Source organism: Pseudomonas sp. MF6755 (assembly GCF_016405635.1).
Taxonomy (GTDB): Bacteria; Pseudomonadota; Gammaproteobacteria; order Pseudomonadales; family Pseudomonadaceae; genus Aquipseudomonas; species Aquipseudomonas haemolytica.
Genome location: NZ_JAEKDA010000001.1, coordinates 358,702 through 378,486 on the forward strand (window position 1 = coordinate 358,702; position 19,785 = coordinate 378,486).

A 19,785-nucleotide genomic window follows, 5' to 3' on the forward strand; every position below is an offset into this window, starting at 1 on the left:
GACGCCGCCATGCGCCTGTTCCGCATTCTGAGCCTGTTGTTGGTGGTAATCGCGCCTTCGGCATTCGCCGACGGCCTGTACCAGGTGGAAATGATCCTGGTGCGCCAGAATGCCGAGCCGGTGATCAACAGCCGCGCCGCACCCGAAAACTGGGATGCGGGCGCACCACGCCTGGGCGAGCGGATGAGCCCGCCGCGCCTGGGCAATATCGTCGACAAGCTCAGCGCCGACGCCAACTATACGGTGCTCGCCCACAAGGCCTGGGAACAGAACCTGGGCGAGCAGCCGGTCAAAGTCGCGATCACCGACGGCCAGGAGCAATTCGGCCAGTTCCCCATCGAAGGTGTGTTGAGCCTGCAACTGGGGCGTTTTACCGATATCGACGCGGACTTCTGGATCAACCAGTTCGACAGCAACGGCAGCGTGATTGCCAGCGAGCATTTGAGCCAGAAAGACGTGCGCACCAAGAACAACCAGCTCAACTACCTGGATGGTGGTCACCTGGCGTTGCTGATCAAGATCACCTCGCTGACCGCCAAGCCACCCAGTGCACCACCGCCCGACCTTCAGGACTGATCCCGCGCCATGCCCCTGACGTCGTCGCTGACCAAACCCCTGGCCCCTTCGTGGGCCAATCGCTTTAAAGAGCAAAGCCTTGAGCGCGGGCGGCGCTACGCCCTGGAAAACCGCGTGCGCATCGTCGAGTCCGGCGACAGCACCATCATTGCCAGTTGCGAAGGTTCGGGCGGCAACGTTTACCGGCAGACCATCTCGCTGCGCGAATCAGCCAAGGGCACGCTGATCCTGGTGGACAGCCGCTGCACGTGCCCGGTGCACACCAATTGCAAGCACATCGCGGCGGTGCTGCTCAAGGTCCAGGAAACCCTGGCCTACCCGGCAGCGGCCCAGGATGCCGAACTGCTCGAAAAACTCCAGGCGGTGCTGGATAACCGCGTGGTGTTGCCACAGGTGGTGATGGACGATGTACAGCCCGTACCGCGCTTGTGGCTGGCCAGTGTGGAGTTCAGCGCATTCGAGCCGCGCAACGGCAAGATGCAACGGTATATCCAGCACCGTGCGGCGCTGTCGTTCAACTACCTGGGCAACTATGTCAGCGGGCAGAAAAATGCCGACATCATCGTGCGCCAGGAAACCCAGAGCCTGCGCATCAAGCGCCATCCCGAGCGGGAACAGCCCTTTCGCGAACAACTGCGCCTGCTCGGGTTCAAGATCGCCACACGCCAGAGCAAGGCCCTGCCGGAAAGTGCCGGCGAGCTGTTCGAGATGGTCAACGACAGCGCCTGGCTGAACTTCACCCTCAATGCGTCGCCGACCTTGCGCGCCGAGGGCTGGGAGCTGCAGATCGATGAAGACTTCGGCTTTGACCTGAGCACCGTCGATGACTGGTATGCCACGGTCGATGAAGGGCCGGAACGCGATTGGTTCGACCTGGAACTGGGCATTATCGTCAATGGCGAACGCTTGAGCCTGCTGCCGATCCTGTTGAACCTGATGCGCTCCCACACCGAGATCCTCAACCCGGAGAAACTGGCGCGGCGCCGCGATGATGAGCTGATCCTGGTGAACATCCCCGGCCTGCCCAATGGCGGCCATGGCCCATTGCAAGTGGCACTGCCCTACGGTCGCTTGAAGCCGGTGCTGGCGACCCTCGGCGAGTTCTACCTACAAGAAGCCGGCACGACCACGCTACGCCTGGCCAAAGCCGATGCGATCCGCCTCAACCCGCTGGAAGACCTGCCGCTGCAATGGGAAGGTGGCGAAAAAATCCGCAACTTCGCCCAACGCCTGCGCGACATCAAGGGCTTCACCTGCGTGGCGCCTGAGGGCCTGAACGCGACCTTGCGCCCTTATCAGTTGGAAGGCTTGAGCTGGATGCAGTCTCTGCGCCAATTGGAGGTGGGCGGGATTCTTGCGGATGACATGGGCCTGGGCAAAACCCTGCAAACCCTGGCGCATATCCTTACTGAAAAAATCGCAGGGCGCCTGGATAGGCCGTGCATGGTGGTGATGCCCACCAGCCTGATCCCGAACTGGCTCGATGAAGCTGCACACTTCACCCCGCAGCTCAGGGTGTTGGCTTTGTATGGCGCGGGGCGTAAGAAACATTTTGCCAACCTTCAGGACTACGACCTGCTGCTGACCACCTACGCCCTGCTGCCCAAGGACATTGAGCAACTCGCCGCCCTACCCCTGCATGTGTTGATCCTCGACGAGGCGCAGTACATCAAGAACCCTTCCAGCAAGGCCGCCCAAGCCGCACGCGAACTGAATGCGCGCCAGCGCCTGTGCCTGAGCGGCACGCCATTGGAAAACCACCTGGGCGAGCTGTGGTCGCTGTTCCACTTCCTGCTGCCAGGCTGGCTGGGCGACGTGAAAAGCTTCAATCGCGATTACCGCGTGCCGATTGAAAAGCGCGCCAGTGAAGTGCGATTGCAGCACCTCAACGGTCGGATCAAGCCGTTCCTGCTACGCCGCACCAAGGAACAGGTGGCGACGGAATTGCCGCCCAAGACCGAGATCATCCACTGGGTCGACCTCAACGAGGCCCAACGCGATGTGTACGAAACTATGCGCCTGGCCATGGATAAAAAGGTCCGCGACGAAATCACCCGCAAGGGCGTGGCACGCAGCCAGATCATCATCCTTGAAGCGCTGCTGAAACTGCGCCAGGTGTGCTGCGACCTGCGCCTGGTCAACGACGCCAGCCTGCCAACGCGTGGCAGCAGCTCGGGCAAGCTCGACAGCCTGATGGAAATGCTCGAAGAGCTGTTTGCCGAGGACCGGCGAATCCTACTGTTTTCCCAGTTCACCTCGATGCTGAGCTTGATCGAAGCCGAGCTGAAAAAACGCGGCATTGCCTACGCATTGCTGACCGGTCAGACCCGTGACCGGCGCACACCGGTGAAGGATTTCCAGAGCGGCAAGCTACAGATATTCCTGATCAGTTTGAAGGCCGGTGGCGTGGGTTTGAACCTGACCGAAGCCGACACGGTGATCCACTACGACCCGTGGTGGAACCCGGCCACGGAAAACCAGGCCACCGACCGCGCCTATCGCATCGGGCAGGAAAAACCGGTGTTCGTATACAAGATGATTGCCCGGGGCACGGTGGAGGAGAAAATCCAGCATCTGCAGAAGGAGAAATCCGACCTGGCGGCGGGTGTGCTGGATGGGCGCACTACGGGGGACTGGCAATTGGGCAATGAGGATATCGAGGCGCTCTTCGCACCACTGCCGAATAAGCAAGAAAAGCGCTGAACGTTAGATCGCCTTCGCGAGCAAGCCCGCTCCCACACTTGAATGTATTCACATATCAAAATGTAGGAGCTGGCTTGCCTGCGATGGACGCGACGCGGTATTCGATCAGTCGATCAGTTGCGCATCGCGCAAGGCCGTGAGGGCCACCAACCAGCGCGGATCCTGCTTGTAATCAGTCGACGCAATCGCCTGGCCGCGCATACGTGCAATCCGCTCCGACGGTGTGACCTTCATCCGCTGCGCCGCACTCAGCGCCAGCTCGGCAGCCGCGCGGTCATTGCAAACCAGCCCCATGTCACAACCCGCAGTCAGCGCCGCCTCGATTCGACTGGCCGCATCACCGACCACATGGGCGCCCGCCATGGACAGGTCATCACTGAAAATCACCCCATCGAACTGCAACTCACCGCGCAGGATGTCCTGCAACCAGCGGCGCGAAAAGCCGGCGGGCTGGGCGTCCACCTGCGGGTAGATCACGTGCGCGGGCATCACGGCGGCCAATTGCTTGCTCAAGCGTGCGAAAGGCACCAGGTCATTGGCGCGAATCTGTTCCAGGCTGCGTTCGTCATTGGGAATGGCGACGTGGGAATCGGCCTCAGCCCAACCGTGACCCGGGAAGTGTTTGCCGGTGGCGGCCATGCCAGCGCTGTTCATGCCACGAATAAAGGCGCCGGCGAGCAGGGCAGCGCGCTCGGGGTCGCCTTCGAAGGCGCGGGTGCCGACCACGGCGCTGCGTTGATAGTCGAGGTCCAGTACCGGAGCGAAACTCAGGTCGAGGCCCACGGCCAGTACTTCGGTGGCCATGATCCAGCCACACTGCTCAGCCAGGTATTCAGCGTTGGGGTTGTCCGCCAGCGCACGCATGGCCGGCAGGCGCACAAAGCCTTGGCGCAGGCGCTGTACGCGGCCACCTTCCTGGTCGACGGCCAATAGCAAATCAGGACGCACCGCTCGAATCGCCGCGCTCAACTCGCGAACCTGGCGCGGGTGCTCGATATTGCGCGCAAAAATGATCAGGCCGCCCACTTCCGGTTGGCGCAACAGATGACGGTCCTCGGCCGTCAGCCAGGTACCGGCAACGTCGACCATCAAAGAACCTTGCAGGGCAGCAGTCATAAACCTTCCTTAAATAACGCACACAACCCGTCGTGCTCACCAGGCACGGTAAGCACGACGGGTTACGAGTAAATAGCTGAAATCGGCATGGCGGCTAGCTTAGCGGATGCAAGCGGTCGCGCACACCCGGGGGCGGTCAAACCTTGGCGATTGGCGCGGTTTTGCTGCGGGGGCGCAACTGGGCGGCGGCCATAGATGGGTCGGTGACGCCGGTCTCGGCGCGCATGCCGGCTGCCAGGAACGGCACCATCAGGCGCATCACCTGCTCGATGGAGGTGTTTACACCGAAGTCGGTCTCGGCAATCGCCCGCAAAGCCTTGATCCCGGACATGCTGAATGCCGCAGCACCGAGCATGAAATGCACGCGCCAGAACAGTTCGATAGGTGGAATACGCGGGGCGGCTTCGTTGACCAGCAGCATATAGCGGCGGAATACCTTGCCGTACATGTCTTCCAGGTAGCGGCGCAGGTGGCCCTGGCTCTGGCTGAACGCCAGGCCCAGCAGGCGCATGAAGATCGACAGGTCGTTGCCGCTGCGCGGCTGCACGACCAACGCTTGCTCAACAAGGATTTCCAGCAGGTCTTCCAGGCTTGGCTTGTGATCGGCCTTGGCCTGGCGACGCTCCAGCTCACGGTCAAGGCTGGCGCAGAACGGCCCCAGGAAACGCGAGAATACTGCCTGGATCAGGGCTTTTTTCGAGCCGAAATGGTAGTTCACGGCGGCAAGGTTGACCCCAGCCTTACTGGTGATCAGCCGCAATGAAGTTTCAGCAAATCCTTTTTCCGCGAACAATTGCTCGGCAGCATCGAGAATGCGTTCAACGGTTTCCGACTGGGCCATGGCTACTCCGCCTGACAAACACTTGTTTGAAACATACGTTTCAGAGTGTGTCTTGTCAAGCCTGCGGGTTCGCTTTCTGGCTAGGCAGTCATCTGTTTCAGCGCTATTAAATCACATCCCTACCGCCCTGTAGGCAGCGCCCTCTCTACGCTGTAGGAAGGATGAAGAATGACCGTCCAGCGGAGTCGTTGAAAAGGATGATTGCCAAGCGCAGTTCACTGTATATAATCCCAGTCACTGTATAAAAAAACAGAGCGATCAACATGCTAAAACTGACGCCACGCCAAGCTGAGATTCTGGCTTTTATCAAGCGCTGCCTTGATGACAATGGTTACCCGCCGACCCGTGCGGAGATTGCCCTGGAACTGGGGTTCAAGTCCCCCAACGCCGCCGAAGAGCACCTCAAGGCCCTCGCTCGCAAGGGCGCAATCGAGATGACTCCAGGTGCCTCGCGGGGTATTCGCATCCCTGGCTTCGAGGCCAAGGCCGACGAATCGACACTGCCGATCATCGGCCGTGTTGCCGCCGGTGCGCCGATCCTGGCGCAGCAGCACGTCGAGGAATCCTGCAACATCAACCCGACCTTCTTCCATCCTCGCGCCGACTATCTATTGCGCGTGCACGGCATGAGCATGAAGGACGTGGGCATCTTCGACGGCGATCTGCTGGCCGTCCACACCACCCGTGAAGCTCGCAATGGCCAGATCGTCGTCGCCCGTATCGGCGATGAAGTCACCGTCAAACGCTTCAAACGTGAAGGCAGCAAGGTCTGGCTCCTGGCCGAGAACCCTGAGTTCGCCCCGATTGAAGTCAACCTGAAAGATCAGGACCTGGTGATCGAAGGCTTGAGTGTCGGCGTCATTCGCCGCTAAAGGAGGCATCATGCAGCTCGTGCACACCCCACAACACACCCAACTGTCGCTGTTCGAGGCCTTCATGGCCCAACCCCTTGCGCCCATCCTCAAGGAAACGGTCGAGGCCCCCTGGGGCAGCGAACCTGAGGCGTTCAGTGAATTGTCGTTGCGCGGTGCGGCTGAGAGCTGCCTGAACCTGCTGGCACCTATCCTGCGCGAATTGAGCGAAGACAAGGACGCACGCTGGCTGACCCTGATCGCCCCACCCGCCAGCCTGACCCAGGCCTGGCTACGGGAGGCTGGCCTCAACCGTGAGCGTATCCTGCTGCTGCAACCACGCGGCACGCAGAGCGCCCAGCAGTTGACCTGCGAAGCCTTGCGCCTGGGCCGTAGTCATACGGTGGTGAGTTGGTTGAATCCGTTGAATGCTGCGGCCAAGCAGCAATTGATCAGTGCCGCACGTACGGGCGATGCACAGAGCTTGAATATTCGCTTGGGATAATAAGCCCTGTGGATGGACTCGCTCGCCACAGAAACGCCTTCACCACCAGACTCAGTGAAGAACCCGCGGGCCGTCGTCTTTTTCAGGCTCGCCTTCCGCCAAGCGACCTGCCATCTGCACACCCACGCTCAACATGGCTTTAGCCACTTCCACGTGTTGGCCCTGCAGGAACACCTTGGCATCTTCGGAAAAATCCAGAATAACCAGAGAACCCTCGTCCTCCGCCCGGCGCAATTCGATTCGGCCGTCAGGCAGTTCAACAATTTCCAGAAAGGACGTTGGCATAAAAGTCTGTTCTCCACGAAAGGCCGGGATTATATCAGTCATCCACCCAGCCTCGCAGAGGATCTGGGCAGGTTTCTTTACCGCTTGATGAATGGTACCGGGCTAACTCGCTCCCACCCTCAGCACTCGTTCAACCCTTCACGAAAACGCAGTGCCATTTTTTTCAGCTCCTGGCGCCAACCTTCCAACTCTTCGCGGCTCAAGGGCTTGGGCTCATCTGCCTCCAACGCCACGGCGACGATCAACGGCTGGGTGACATCGCCCTTGGGCACGTGGGGAACACGCGGTGGCTGGAAAATGTCCGCATGGGCCTTGAGTAGCCGCGCCACCCAGCTGTCAGGGCTCTGGGCCATTTCCACAAGCTCGGTCAACTCAGGAATCGCCATGGAATCCAGCACTTCACGGTTCATGATCATTTCCGCCCGGGGCGCTCCGGCCTGGGGCAAGCGGTAGAACCCGGCGATTTCATGGCACAGCCCCAGCAAGGCGCCGTACAGATGGAACAAGGCTGCTTCGCGCCCTGCCTGCACCAGCGCGATGGCATTCATCTCCTTCCCTTCCTCGGCACGCCCAAGGGCTTCCAGAGATAAACCCGCGAAGTAAATTTTCTGGTTAGTACGGGTATAGAGTTCGTTGGCCATGACGGCAATCTCCACAACGAATAGGCGGGATGCTGGCTGAACAGTGTCACGGAACGGCCGGGCGTACCGCAAGTGCAAATGTGGGAGGGGGCTTGCTCCCGATGGCGGCGGGTCAGTTACAGATGTATCAACTGACCCACCGCCATCGGGAGCAAGCCCCCTCCCACATTGCATCTTCAGCGCATCCGATGGATCAAGCGCCCTGGCGCTTGTCCTCGACCTTCCACTTGCCGCCGTCGTAGAACGCTTTCCAGCCGGTAGGCTTGCCGTCCACTTCGGTCTGCACGTACTGCTCCTTGGTCTTGCGGCTGTAGCGGATCACGGCTGGGCGACCATCCGGGTCCTTCTTCGGCGCTTCACACAGGAAGTGGTACTTCGGATCAATTTCATCCTTGTGCGGCACGATCTCCAACACCAGTGGTGCACGGGTCTCGCGGTTTTTCGGGAACTGGCTGGCAGCCAGGAACAGGCCCGAAGCACCGTCACGCAGGATGTAGGTGTCGTTGACCTTCTCGCACTTGAGCTCAGGCATCTTCACCGGGTCCATCTTCGGCGGCGCCGCATCACCGCTTTTCAGCAGTTTGCGGGTGTTCTTGCAAGTCGGGTTGGTGCAGCCGAAGAACTTGCCGAAACGTCCGGTCTTGAGCTGCATCTCACTGCCGCACTTGTCGCATTCCAGGCTTGGGCCTTCATAGCCCTTGATGCGGTAAGTGCCCTCTTCGATCTCGTAGCCATTGCAATCCGGGTTGTTACCGCAGATGTGCAACTTGTGCTTCTCGTCCAGCAGGTAGGCGTCCATTGCCGTGCTGCAGATCGGGCAGCGGTGCTTGCCGCGCAGTACCAGCGACTCGGATTCACCCTCGTCATCGGCGGCGATCTCATCGCCCGGCACCAGATTGACGGTGGCCTTGCAGCGCTCTTTCGGCGGCAGGCTATAGCCCGAGCAACCGAGGAACACGCCAGTGGAGGCGGTACGAATTTGCATCGGACGGCCACAGGTCAGGCACGGGATGTCGGTCATCACCGGCTGGTTGGCACGCATGCCGCTCTCAGGGCTTTCAGCCACTTCGAGTTTTTTCTTGAAATCGCCGTAGAACTCGTCGAGCACGTTTTTCCAGTCGCGCTGACCCTGGGCCACGTCATCGAGATTCTCTTCCATGCCGGCAGTGAAGCCGTAGTCCATCAGGTTGGAGAAGCTCTCGGACAGACGTTCGGTGACGATGTCGCCCATCTTTTCCGAATAGAAACGACGGTTGTGCAGCGCCACGTAGCCACGGTCCTGGATGGTGGAGATGATCGCCGCATAGGTCGACGGACGACCGATACCGCGCTTCTCCATCTCTTTCACCAGGCTGGCTTCCGAATAACGCGCCGGCGGCTTGGTGAAGTGCTGGGACGGGTCGAGCTTGATCAGCTTCAACGTGTCGCCCTGGGCCATGTCCGGCAGTACGTCGTCATCGCCAGGCTTGGCGATTTGCGGCATGACGCGGGTGTAGCCGTCGAACTTGAGGATACGGCCCTTGGCACGCAGCTCGAAGTCACCAGCACCCACGCTGACGGTAGTGGACAGGTATTGCGCTGGCAGCATCTGGCAAGCCAGGAACTGGCGCCAGATCAGCTCGTAGAGGCGCTCAGCGTCGCGCTCCATGCCACTGAGCTGGCTCGGCTCGGTGTTGGCGTCGGAAGGACGAATCGCTTCGTGAGCCTCCTGTGCGCCTTCCTTGCTGCTGTAGACGTTCGGCTTCTCCGGCAGGTATTTCTTGCCGAACTCGCTTTCAATATAAGTACGCGCCATCGCGACCGCGTCCACCGAGAGGTTGGTGGAGTCGGTACGCATATAGGTGATATAGCCGGCTTCATACAGACGCTGGGCCATCATCATGGTCTTCTTCACCCCGAAGCCCAGGCGGTTGCTCGCGGCTTGTTGCAGGGTGGAGGTGATGAACGGCGCCGACGGCTTGCTGCTGGTCGGTTTGTCTTCGCGCTTGACGATGCTGTAACTGGAAGCCTTGAGCTTTTCCAGCGCGGCCATGGCCTGGGCTTCGTTCAGCGGCTTGAAGGCTTCGCCTTTCTCACGGGCCACTTCAAAGCGCACGTTGGCGCCCTTGGCGGTGCCGAGGTCAGCGTGGACCTCCCAGTATTCTTCGGGGTTGAACGCACGGATCTCGCGCTCACGCTCTACCACCAGCTTTACCGCAACCGACTGCACACGGCCGGCAGACAGGCCACGGGCGATCTTGGCCCACAGCAGTGGCGAGACCATGTAGCCCACGACGCGGTCGAGAAAACGACGGGCCTGCTGGGCGTTGACGCGGTCGATGTCCAGTTCACCCGGTTTGGAGAAGGCTTCCTGGATGGCTTTCTTGGTGATTTCGTTGAACACCACGCGCTTGTAGCGGCTGTCATCACCGCCGATGGCTTCGCGCAGGTGCCAGGCAATGGCTTCCCCTTCGCGGTCCAAGTCCGTCGCGAGATAGATGGTGTCAGCATCCTTGGCGAGCCGGCGCAGCTCTTCGATGACCTTTTCCTTGCCCGGAAGGATTTCGTACTTGGCCTTCCAGCCATGATCCGGATCCACACCCATGCGCGAGACCAGCTGCTTGCGCGCTTTCTCTTTAGGCGAGAGCACCGGACCTTCGCCCGCAGCCGCCTTGCCGCGCTTGGCAGGCTCCTTGCTGGCGCTAGCCGAACCGCTGGTGGGCAGGTCTCGGATATGGCCGATACTCGACTTCACCACGTACTCGTTGCCCAAGTACTTGTTGATGGTCTTGGCCTTAGCCGGGGATTCCACAATGACCAGCGATTTGCCCATGGATCGGAAAATTCCTGAATTCGAGAAGTGAAAGGCAGTTGGCGCCTGTCGCGGCAACGCTATATATAGTGGCAACAAGGTGAGGTCAAGCGCAGCATTCTGCGCGACCTGCCGTTATTGCCCTGAAAAAAGACTGGGTTCGGTCTTGACCAAAGCAAAGCGCGGGACCTGCTCGCCGTCAACTTCGACGGTCTCCACGAACATGCTCAAGGGGCGCACCCAAAAGCCGTATTCGCCATACAGCGCTTGGTAAAACACCACTTCTTCTTCGGTTTCGGAGTGCCGTGCCACGCTGAAAACGCGGTACTGCGGCCCCTTATAATGTTGGTAGAGCCCTGGTTCGACTTTCATGCTCTGGCCCTCTTGCAAAATTTGTTGAAAAAAAATATTAAAAAGTTCCAAAAAACAAAAACCGGGGCACTGGGCCCCGGCTTCCATCAACGCAACGCTTAAACGCGTTCGAAGACGGTAGAAATGCCTTGGCCGAGACCAATGCACATGGTTGCAACCCCAAGGTTGCCGCCATTTTGCTTCATCACGTTAAGCAAAGTGCCGGAGATACGTGCGCCGGAGCAACCGAATGGGTGGCCCAGGGCAATCGCACCGCCGTGCAGGTTAACCTTCTCATTCATCTTGTCGAGCACTTTCAAATCTTTCAGCACTGGCAGGGCCTGTGCGGCGAAAGCTTCGTTGAGCTCGAAGAAGTCGATATCGTTGATGGTCAGGCCTGCGCGCTTCAAGGCTTTTTGTGTGGCCGGTACTGGACCATAGCCCATGATCGCCGGGTCCACACCCGCTACGGCCATGGAACGGATCACCGCGAGAGGCTGGATGCCCAGGTCCTGGGCACGCTGGGCCGACATCACGATCATGCACGAAGCACCATCGGTGATCTGCGACGACGTACCGGCTGTCACGGTGCCGCCCTTTGGATTGAACGCCGGCTTCAAGGCCGCCAGGCTTTCCAGGGTGGTGTCCGGACGAATGGTTTCGTCGTAGTCGAACAGTTTCAGGAAACCGTTCTCGTCGTAGCCGTTCATCGGGATGATTTCATCCTTGAACTTGCCTTCCACGGTGGCCTTGTGCGCCAGTTGGTGGGAACGCAGGCCAAACGCATCCTGGGCCTCGCGGGTAATGCCGTGCATTTTGCCAAGCATTTCTGCGGTCAGGCCCATCATGCCCGAGGCTTTCGCTGCGTACAGCGACATGTGCGGGTTAGGGTCCACGCCGTGCATCATGCTGACGTGGCCCATGTGCTCCACGCCACCGACCACGAACACATCACCATTGCCGGTCATGATCGCCTGGGCAGCAGTGTGCAGCGCGCTCATCGATGAACCACACAGGCGGCTGACGGTCTGGCCGGCAGCGGTGTGCGGGATCTGGGTCATCAGCGAGGCCATGCGTGCGATGTTCCAGCCCTGCTCCAGGGTCTGGTTGACGCAGCCCCAGATCACGTCTTCGACTTCGTTCGGGTCAACCTTGACGTTGCGCTCCAGCAGCTTGCTGATCAGGTGCGCCGACATGTCTTCGGCACGGGTATTGCGGTGCATGCCGCCCTTGGAGCGGCCCATCGGAGTACGACCGAAGTCGACAATCACGACGTCTCTTGGATTCAAGCTCATAAATATTCTCGCTCTAGTCGTCTGGGCACTTAACCGAAGAAGCTCTGGCCATTCTTGGCCATTTCGCGCAGCTTCGCGGTCGGGTGGTACAGCGGGCCCAAATCAGCGTATTTGTCAGCCAGGGCAACGAACTCAGCCACACCGATCGAATCGATGTAACGCAGCGCACCACCACGGAATGGAGGGAAACCAATACCGTACACCAAGCCCATATCGGCCTCGGCGGCGGTCTCGACGATGCCGTCTTCCAGGCAACGCACAGTTTCCAGGCACAGGGCGATCATCATCCAGTTGATGATGTCCTCGTCGGACACCTCACGCTGTTCGTAGATGACCGGAGCCAGCACTTCGTGTACCGAAGGGTCGGCCACTTTCTTCTGCTTGCCCTTCTTGTCGGTCTCGTAGGCGTAGAAGCCCTTGCCGTTCTTCTGACCCAGGCGCTTGGCCTCGTACAGCGCGTCGATCGCCGAGCGGCGGTCGTCTTTCATGCGGTCCGGGAAGCCTTCAGCCATGACGTCGCGACCATGGTGGCCAGTGTCGATACCGACCACGTCCATCAGGTACGCCGGGCCCATTGGCCAGCCGAATTTTTCCATGACCTTGTCGATGCGTACGAAGTCCACACCCGCGCTGACCAGCTTGGCGAAACCGCCGAAGTACGGGAACAGCACGCGGTTGACCAGGAAGCCCGGGCAGTCGTTGACCACGATCGGGTTCTTGCCCATTTTCTTGGCGTAGGCAACGGTGGTGGCCACCGCCAGCTCGCTGGACTTCTCGCCACGGATCACTTCCACCAGCGGCATCATGTGCACCGGGTTGAAGAAGTGCATGCCGACGAAGTTTTCCGGACGCTTGAGGGCCTTGGCCAACAGCGAGATGGAAATGGTCGAGGTATTGGACGCCAGGATAGTGTCGTCTTTGACCTGGGCTTCAACTTCAGCCAATACCGCCTGCTTGACCTTCGGGTTCTCGACAACCGCTTCGACCACCAGGTCGACATGGCCGAAATCGCCGTAGGACAGCGTAGGACGAATGCCGTTAAGCACTTCAGCCATCTTCGCAGCGGTCATGCGACCTTTATCAACGCGGCCGACCAGCAACTTGGCGGCTTCCGCCAGGCCTTGCTCGATACCGTGCTCGTTGATGTCTTTCATCAGGATCGGCGTGCCTTTGGACGCCGACTGATAGGCGATACCGCCACCCATGATACCGGCGCCGAGTACGGCAGCCTGTTTCACGTCCTTGGCGATTTCGTCGTAGGCCTTGGCCTTTTTCTTCAGCTCCTGATCGTTCAGGAACAGGCCGATGAGGCTCTGGGCAGCTGAGGTTTTCGCCAGTTTGACGAAGCCGGCAGCTTCCACTTCCAGGGCCTTGTCGCGACCGAAGTTCGCGGCCTTCTGGATGGTCTTGATCGCTTCAACCGGCGCCGGGTAGTTCGGGCCGGCCTGGCCCGCCACGAAACCTTTGGCGGTTTCGAACGACATCATTTGCTCGATGGCGTTGAGCTTGAGTTTTTCCAGCTTCGGCTGACGCTTGGCCTTGTAGTCAAACTCGCCGCTGATGGCGCCCTTGATCAGGTTCAGCGCAGCTTCGGCCAGTTTCTCCGGAGCAACGACAGCGTCGACAGCACCGACTTTCAATGCGTCTTCGGCTTTGTTTTCCTTACCGGCGGCGATCCATTCGATGGCGTTGTCGGCACCGATCAGGCGCGGCAGACGCACGGTGCCGCCGAAGCCTGGGTAGATGCCCAGCTTGACTTCCGGCAGGCCGATCTTGGCGGTCGCGGACATGACGCGGAAATCTGCCGCCAGGCACATCTCCAGGCCGCCGCCCAAGGCGATGCCATTGATCGCGGCAACGGTCGGCACGTTGAGGTCTTCGAAATCGCTGAAGATCTTGTTGGCTTCGAGGTTGCCAGCCACCAGCTCGGCATCGGGCAGCTTGAAGTTGTCGACGAATTCGGTGATGTCAGCGCCGACGATAAACACGTCCTTGCCGCTGGAGACGATCACGCCCTTGACCGAAGCATCTGCTTTGATGGTGTCTACGGCCTGACGCAGTTCGTTCAGGGTTAGACGGTTGAACTTGTTGACGGACTCACCCTTGAGATCGAACTTCAGTTCGACGATGCCACTTTCAAGAGCCTTAACCGTGATGGCTTTACCTTCGTAAATCATCAACTGATCTCCACGATATGGAAGCTGAACAGTACACACTGGACGCTGGTCTCTGGTTTGACATTGACAGTTGCATCAATGCTCACGCCAGTCAGCCAGGCACACCCGCCAGTGCGATAGTCGGGGTTCTGTATGAGCCGTCTGACAGACAAACGCTCAATTCATACGCCCGTTTGATTTGGGTACGCCACCTTCATCCAATTCCAAGCAATTGTCAATCGCTCCAAAGGCTAGTAAAAACGCGACTTTCCAGTCATTTCAGAACCCCGCCCCCAAGGCGCGGCCTCGCCAATATTCAAATATTCACGAAATCAATAAGGCAAAAGATGTGGGAAACGGCTGTACAGAATGGGATATGCCGCTAGGCTTGCGACAAACCTTGGCGCGAGCGGATGAACATCCGCCGCGGGAACCACAGAATTACCGGCCTGCCTGGCCAACTCCAGCCCGATGATGATGTCGGGCTTTTTATTGCCCGTCAGGCCAAAGCCTTGAGCAGTGCATCAATATCCTTCAATACGCTCATCTCGCCCTTCTCGCCCCAATACAAAGCGATCATCTGCTTGTCGGCCTCGACCTTGTAGACGTTCGCCGGCAGCGTTGCAAAATGCGGCAACAACTTTTCATCCACACACACTTCGCGCCATTGATTGACCCAAACCCCCGGCTCCAGCTGCCAGTAACTCCAGATCGCCGGGGTGCTGCCACGCCGGGGGCGACAATATTGCGCGCATGGGCTCGGCGGCTCCTGCTTGAGCCAATGCGGCCATTCCTGGGGCGCCAACTGCATCGCCAGGCCGATGCGGCGTGCCTCCATGCGCAGGGCCATGCGCCCGCTCTGCTGGCGCGACGGGCGCAGCCATGCCAGGGGGCTTAAAACCACCGCAAGGATTGACACCACTATCAAGACCGTCATATGTGTACTCCCGAATTTCTAGATGAGCGGATTTGACCTGACGCAACCCCATCCGCTTGAAAGCCAGCCATACTGAACGTATTGCAGTCCCTTGGAGGAACGCCTCATGCCCTACAAACATATTCTGGTCGCTGTCGATCTGACCGAAGAGTGCGATCCGGTGATCAAGCGCGCACAGGAGTCTGCATTGGCCAATGGCGCCATACTGTCGCTGGTGCATATCGTCGAGCCCATGGCCATGGCCTTTGGCGGTGACGTGCCGATGGACCTTTCCCAGTTGCAGCAACAACAATTTGACCAGGCCAAGGAGCGCCTGGACCGTTTGATTCTCAAATACCCGCACCTGAAAAAGGAAGACTGCCACCTGACATACGGCCAACCGCGCCAGGAAATCCACCACTTGGCCAAGGAAAAGGCTTGCGACTTGATCGTAGTGGGTAGCCATGGTCGTCACGGCTTGGCGTTGTTGCTCGGTTCTACTGCCAATGATGTACTGCACGGCGCGCCGTGCGATGTACTGGCGGTAAAACTGGTGAAGAGTTCCTAAGAACATTTGAACCGTATTTCATATGAAAAACCCGGTGCTCATGAAAATGAGCACCGGGTTTTTTAATGCCCTGGAATCACTCAGGCATCCAACTCGGCCCAACGCTCAACCAACGCTTCCAACTCCTGGTTCAACGTCTCCAGCGAAGCGATGACCGCTGCGGTTTCCGCCGCCGGGCGCAGGTAGAAGCCCGCGTCGGCCATTTGCGCTTCTACCGCAGCAATCTGCTGTTCCTTGGCGTCGATATCACCCGGCAAAGCTTCCAGCTCACGCTGAAGCTTGTAGCTGAGTTTCTTCTTGGCCGCTGGTGCAGCTTCCTGAGCCGGTGCAACAGCTTCCACAGGAGCAACCACCGCCGAGGCCAAGTCAGCCTTGCCGGACTTGCTCTCGGTCACGCCCAGAAGACGCGGCGAGCCGCCCTGGCGCAGCCAGTCCTGGTAACCACCCACGTACTCGCGCACCTTGCCTTCACCTTCGAAGACCAGGGTGCTGGTGACCACGTTGTCGAGGAATGCCCGGTCGTGACTGACCATCAGCACAGTGCCGTTGAAGGTCAGCAAGACCTCTTCCAGCAGCTCCAGGGTTTCCACATCGAGATCGTTGGTCGGTTCATCGAGTACCAGCAGGTTGGCCGGCTTGCTGAACAGCTTGGCCAGCAGCAAACGCGCACGCTCACCACCGGACAAGGCCTTGACCGGCGTACGCGCACGTTGCGGGCTGAACAGGAAGTCGCCCAGGTAGCTGAGTACATGGCGGCTCTGGCCGTCGATGTCGATAAAGTCGCGGCCTTCGGCAACGTTGTCGATCACGGTTTTTTCCAGGTCCAACTGGTGGCGCAACTGGTCGAAGTAGGCAACGTCGATGCGCGTGCCCTCTTCCACGGTGCCACTGGTCGGTTGCAGACCGCTGAGCATCAGCTTGAGCAAGGTGGTCTTGCCGGTACCGTTGGCGCCCAGCAGGCCGATACGGTCGCCGCGCTGCAGGACCATGGAGAAGTCCTTGATCAGGAACGGGCCGTCCGGGTGATGGAAGCTGACGTTCTCCAGCACCATCACTTGCTTGCCTGACTTGTCGGCGGTATCCAGCTGGATGTTGGCCTTGCCGGTACGCTCGCGGCGTTCGCTGCGCTCGACGCGCAAGGCTTTCAAGGCACGCACACGGCCTTCGTTACGGGTGCGGCGCGCCTTGATGCCCTGGCGGATCCAGACTTCTTCCTGGGCCAGTTTCTTGTCGAACAGCGCGTTGGCGGTCTCTTCAGCAGACAGTGCGGCCTCTTTGTGCACCAGGAAGCTGGCATAGTCGCCGTTCCAGTCGATCAGGCCGCCACGGTCCAGTTCGAGAATGCGCGTGGCCAGACTCTGCAGGAAGGCACGGTCGTGCGTGATAAACAGCACGGCGCCCTGGAAATCCTTGATGGCTTCTTCGAGCCAGGCGATGGCGCCGATGTCCAGGTGGTTGGTTGGTTCGTCGAGCAGCAGCAGGTCCGGCTCGGACACCAGAGCCTGGGCCAGCAGCACGCGACGACGCCAGCCGCCGGACAATTCGGCGAGGGTCTTGTCGGCCGGCAGTTGCAGGCGGCTCAGGGTGCTGTCTACCAGTTGCTGCAAACGCCAGCCGTCACGGGCTTCGAGGTCTTGCTGGACGTGCATCAGCTTGTCCAGGTCTTCTTCGGTGACGCAGTTCTGCGCCAGGTGATGGTATTGCGCGAGCAACTCGCCAACACCGTCCAGGCCTTCGGCAACCACGTCGAACACTGTCCGTCCGTCGGCCACCGGCAATTCTTGCGGCAATTCGCCGATCTTGAGGCCAGGGGCACGCCAGACAGAGCCGTCATCGGGCTTCTGGTCGCCTTTTACCAGCTTCATCATGCTGGATTTGCCGGTGCCGTTGCGGCCGATGATGCACACCCGCTCACCACGGGCGATCTGCCAGGACACCTTGTCCAACAACGGCATGGCGCCGAAAGCAAGGGACACATCGCTGAATTTGAGCAGGGTCATACGCTTCTCCAAAAACTGGGCGCGCATTCTACCTGACTTGAGGGTGGGATGCGGTCGGCATTTTCTCTATCGACACGTTCCGTAGGACATTTCCGGCGAACTTGATCGAACCTGTCGGCAAAGCTTTCGCGGGCCGCTGGCAAAAGGCTAAGCTAGGGGCAATCAGTGTCGGCAGTGCCGGCGCTAGTCGTGATTTCTTTGCACGGACGTCTCATGCGCAGTCGCCTTTTCAACTTTTTATCTTGTCTGCTTCTTTCCGCCACTGCCGTTCAATCCGCCCAGGCAGTGGACCTCACCACCCAACGTCAGTATTACGACCAAGCCAAACGTGCCCTGGCCAAGGGTGACAGCGGCCCCTACATGCAATACAGCCAGGCCCTGGCCGACTACCCGCTCACGCCGTACCTGGCTTATGACGAGCTGACCGCACGCCTGAAAACCGCGAGCAACGAGGAAATCGAACAGTTCCTCGCCAAACACGGCGACCTGCCCCAAGCCAACTGGATGAAACTGCGTTGGCTGCGCTGGCTGGCCGAACGTGGCGATTGGCAGACGTTTGAAAAGTACTACGACGCCAAGCTCAATTTCGTCGAACTGGACTGCCTGCATGGCCAATACCAGCTCAGCCACAATCTGAAGGCTGAAGGCTACAAGACCGCCGAAACATTGTGGATGACCGGCAAATCCCAGCCGGCCGCCTGTGATGCCACTTTCGGCCAATGGGCCGCCGCCGGCCAGTTGACCGAACAGAAGATCTGGGACCGCGCCAAGCTCGCTGCCGAAGCGCGTAACTACGCGCTGGCCAACAGCCTGGTGAAAACCCTGCCAACCCTCGGCGCCCAAGGCCGCCTGATGGTGGACGTGGCGCAGAAGCCCGACATGCTCAGCGACCCGTCACGCTTCCTGCCGGCCACCGAGGCAATGTCCGACGCCGTGGGCCTGGGCCTGCGTCGCCTGGCGCGCCAGGACCCGGACAAGGCCATGGCCCTGCTCGACGGTTACGCCAGCAGCATGCACTTCTCCCGTGACGAAAAAGTGTCGATTGCCCGCGAGATCGGCCTGACCCTGGCCAAGCGCTTCGACCCGCGCGCGCTTGAAGTAATGACCAAGTACGACCCCGAGCTGCGCGACAACACCGTCTCCGAATGGCGCCTGCGCCTGCTGCTGCGCCTGGCGCGCTGGGAAGACGCCTACCAGTTGACCCGCAAGCTTCCACAAGACCTGGCCACCACCAACCGCTGGCGCTACTGGCAAGCGCGCAGCCTGGAACTGGCCGAGCCGAAAAACCCGCAAGCCCTGGTGCTGTACAAAAACGTGGCCAAGGAGCGGGATTTCTATGGATTCCTCGCTGCTGACCGCTCCAAAGCTCCCTATCAGTTGAATAACAAGCCGCTGGTGATGAGCCAGACGCTGGTCAACAAGGTCCGCAACACCCCTGGCGTGCGCCGTGCCCTGGAATTCTACGCCCGTGGCCAGATCGTGGACGGCCGTCGCGAGTGGTACCACGTCAGCCGGCACTTCAACCGTGACGAGATGGTCGCCCAAGCCAAGCTGGCCTACGACATGAAGTGGTACTTCCCGGCCATCCGCACCATCAGTCAGGCGCAGTACTGGGACGACCTGGACATCCGCTTCCCGATGGCCCACCGCGACACCCTGGTGCGCGAAGCCAAGGTACGTGGCCTGCACTCGAGTTGGGTGTTCGCCATCACGCGCCAGGAAAGTGCCTTCATGGACGACGCCCGTTCCGGCGTCGGCGCCAGCGGCCTGATGCAACTGATGCCCGGTACCGCCAAGGAAACTGCGCGCAAATTCAGCATCCCCCTGGCCTCCCCGGCCCAGGTGCTGGACCCGGACAAAAATATCCAGCTCGGCGCCGCCTACCTGAGCCAGGTACACAGCCAGTTCAACGGCAACCGCGTGCTCGCCTCCGCCGCCTACAACGCAGGCCCTGGCCGCGTGCGTCAATGGCTGCGCGGTGCAGACCACCTGAGTTTCGACGTCTGGGTGGAAAGCATCCCCTTCGACGAAACCCGCCAGTATGTGCAGAACGTGCTGTCTTATTCGGTGATCTACGGGCAGAAGCTCAATTCACCGCAACCGTTGGTGGATTGGCATGAGCGGTATTTTGATGATCAGTAAGAAGAGCAGCTTCGAGCGGTAAGTTTGAAGCTTCAAGAAATGCCCGCA

The 19,785-nt window shown here is 59.8% G+C and carries 16 protein-coding genes; 6 read left to right on the forward strand and 10 right to left on the reverse strand.

The genetic code is table 11. From position 1 onward, the window contains the following. Window positions 1–9: 9 nt before the first annotated feature. Window positions 10–576 (forward strand): CsiV family protein, encoded by a 567-nt coding sequence (locus JFT66_RS01675; protein ID WP_153837747.1) that lies wholly within the window; start codon window positions 10–12, stop codon window positions 574–576. Window positions 577–585: 9 nt separating this feature from the next. After that, window positions 586–3,279, forward strand: coding sequence for a DEAD/DEAH box helicase (locus JFT66_RS01680; RefSeq protein WP_034118696.1), 2,694 nt, complete (start codon window positions 586–588; stop codon window positions 3,277–3,279). A gap of 105 nt (window positions 3,280–3,384) precedes the next feature. Here JFT66_RS01680 and nagZ read toward each other — a convergent pair whose 3' ends face one another. After that, a complete protein-coding gene (gene nagZ / locus JFT66_RS01685) occupies window positions 3,385–4,383 on the reverse strand; it encodes a beta-N-acetylhexosaminidase (RefSeq protein WP_198858686.1) in 999 nt (332 codons plus the stop codon). A 148-nt stretch (window positions 4,384–4,531) separates the two neighbouring features. Next, window positions 4,532–5,236, reverse strand: coding sequence for a TetR/AcrR family transcriptional regulator (locus tag JFT66_RS01690; protein WP_034118694.1), 705 nt, complete (start codon window positions 5,234–5,236; stop codon window positions 4,532–4,534). A 263-nt stretch (window positions 5,237–5,499) separates the two neighbouring features. Between JFT66_RS01690 and lexA the strand changes: the two genes are divergently transcribed. Then, window positions 5,500–6,108, forward strand: coding sequence for a transcriptional repressor LexA (gene lexA, locus JFT66_RS01695; protein ID WP_003172575.1), 609 nt, complete (start codon window positions 5,500–5,502; stop codon window positions 6,106–6,108). 10 nt (window positions 6,109–6,118) lie between these two features. Further along, window positions 6,119–6,592, forward strand: a complete 474-nt coding sequence (gene sulA, locus JFT66_RS01700; protein ID WP_034118693.1) for an SOS-induced cell division inhibitor SulA — start codon at window positions 6,119–6,121, stop codon at window positions 6,590–6,592. A 51-nt stretch (window positions 6,593–6,643) separates the two neighbouring features. Here the strand turns inward: sulA and JFT66_RS01705 are convergent, their stop codons facing one another. The 7 genes from JFT66_RS01705 to JFT66_RS01735 all read right to left on the reverse strand — a co-directional run bounded on the left by JFT66_RS01705 (window position 6,644) and on the right by JFT66_RS01735 (window position 15,048). Further along, on the reverse strand, window positions 6,644–6,877 hold the full coding sequence (locus JFT66_RS01705; protein WP_005786160.1) for a hypothetical protein: 234 nt from the start codon (window positions 6,875–6,877) through the stop codon (window positions 6,644–6,646). Between the two features lie 119 nt (window positions 6,878–6,996). Continuing rightward, entirely contained in the window at window positions 6,997–7,518 is a 522-nt protein-coding gene (locus JFT66_RS01710; RefSeq protein WP_198858640.1) for a DUF6586 family protein, read from the reverse strand. A gap of 193 nt (window positions 7,519–7,711) precedes the next feature. Beyond that, window positions 7,712–10,330, reverse strand: coding sequence for a type I DNA topoisomerase (gene topA, locus JFT66_RS01715; protein WP_198858641.1), 2,619 nt, complete (start codon window positions 10,328–10,330; stop codon window positions 7,712–7,714). 114 nt (window positions 10,331–10,444) lie between these two features. Beyond that, window positions 10,445–10,681, reverse strand: coding sequence for a DUF1653 domain-containing protein (locus tag JFT66_RS01720; RefSeq protein WP_034118825.1), 237 nt, complete (start codon window positions 10,679–10,681; stop codon window positions 10,445–10,447). 98 nt (window positions 10,682–10,779) lie between these two features. Next, entirely contained in the window at window positions 10,780–11,955 is a 1,176-nt protein-coding gene (fadA, locus tag JFT66_RS01725) for an acetyl-CoA C-acyltransferase FadA (RefSeq protein WP_016975260.1), read from the reverse strand. 29 nt (window positions 11,956–11,984) lie between these two features. Next, entirely contained in the window at window positions 11,985–14,132 is a 2,148-nt protein-coding gene (gene fadB, locus JFT66_RS01730; protein ID WP_034118690.1) for a fatty acid oxidation complex subunit alpha FadB, read from the reverse strand. Window positions 14,133–14,610: 478 nt separating this feature from the next. Continuing rightward, the gene (locus tag JFT66_RS01735; RefSeq protein WP_153837745.1) at window positions 14,611–15,048 is read right to left on the reverse strand and encodes a type II secretion system protein; all 438 of its coding nucleotides are present in this window, start codon (window positions 15,046–15,048) and stop codon (window positions 14,611–14,613) included. A 106-nt stretch (window positions 15,049–15,154) separates the two neighbouring features. Here JFT66_RS01735 and JFT66_RS01740 point away from each other — a divergent pair, with 106 nt between their 5' ends. Beyond that, complete coding sequence (locus tag JFT66_RS01740) at window positions 15,155–15,595, forward strand: universal stress protein (RefSeq protein WP_049709433.1); 441 nt, start codon at window positions 15,155–15,157, stop codon at window positions 15,593–15,595. An 80-nt stretch (window positions 15,596–15,675) separates the two neighbouring features. Here the strand turns inward: JFT66_RS01740 and JFT66_RS01745 are convergent, their stop codons facing one another. Next, the gene (locus tag JFT66_RS01745) at window positions 15,676–17,595 is read right to left on the reverse strand and encodes an ATP-binding cassette domain-containing protein (RefSeq protein ID WP_034118687.1); all 1,920 of its coding nucleotides are present in this window, start codon (window positions 17,593–17,595) and stop codon (window positions 15,676–15,678) included. 213 nt (window positions 17,596–17,808) lie between these two features. On the opposite strand from JFT66_RS01745, the gene JFT66_RS01750 reads away from it, so the two are divergent. Then, window positions 17,809–19,737 carry a transglycosylase SLT domain-containing protein gene (locus tag JFT66_RS01750; RefSeq protein ID WP_198858642.1) on the forward strand — a complete coding sequence of 643 codons (1,929 nt, stop codon included), beginning with the start codon at window positions 17,809–17,811 and terminating at the stop codon, window positions 19,735–19,737. Window positions 19,738–19,785: the final 48 nt, after the last annotated feature.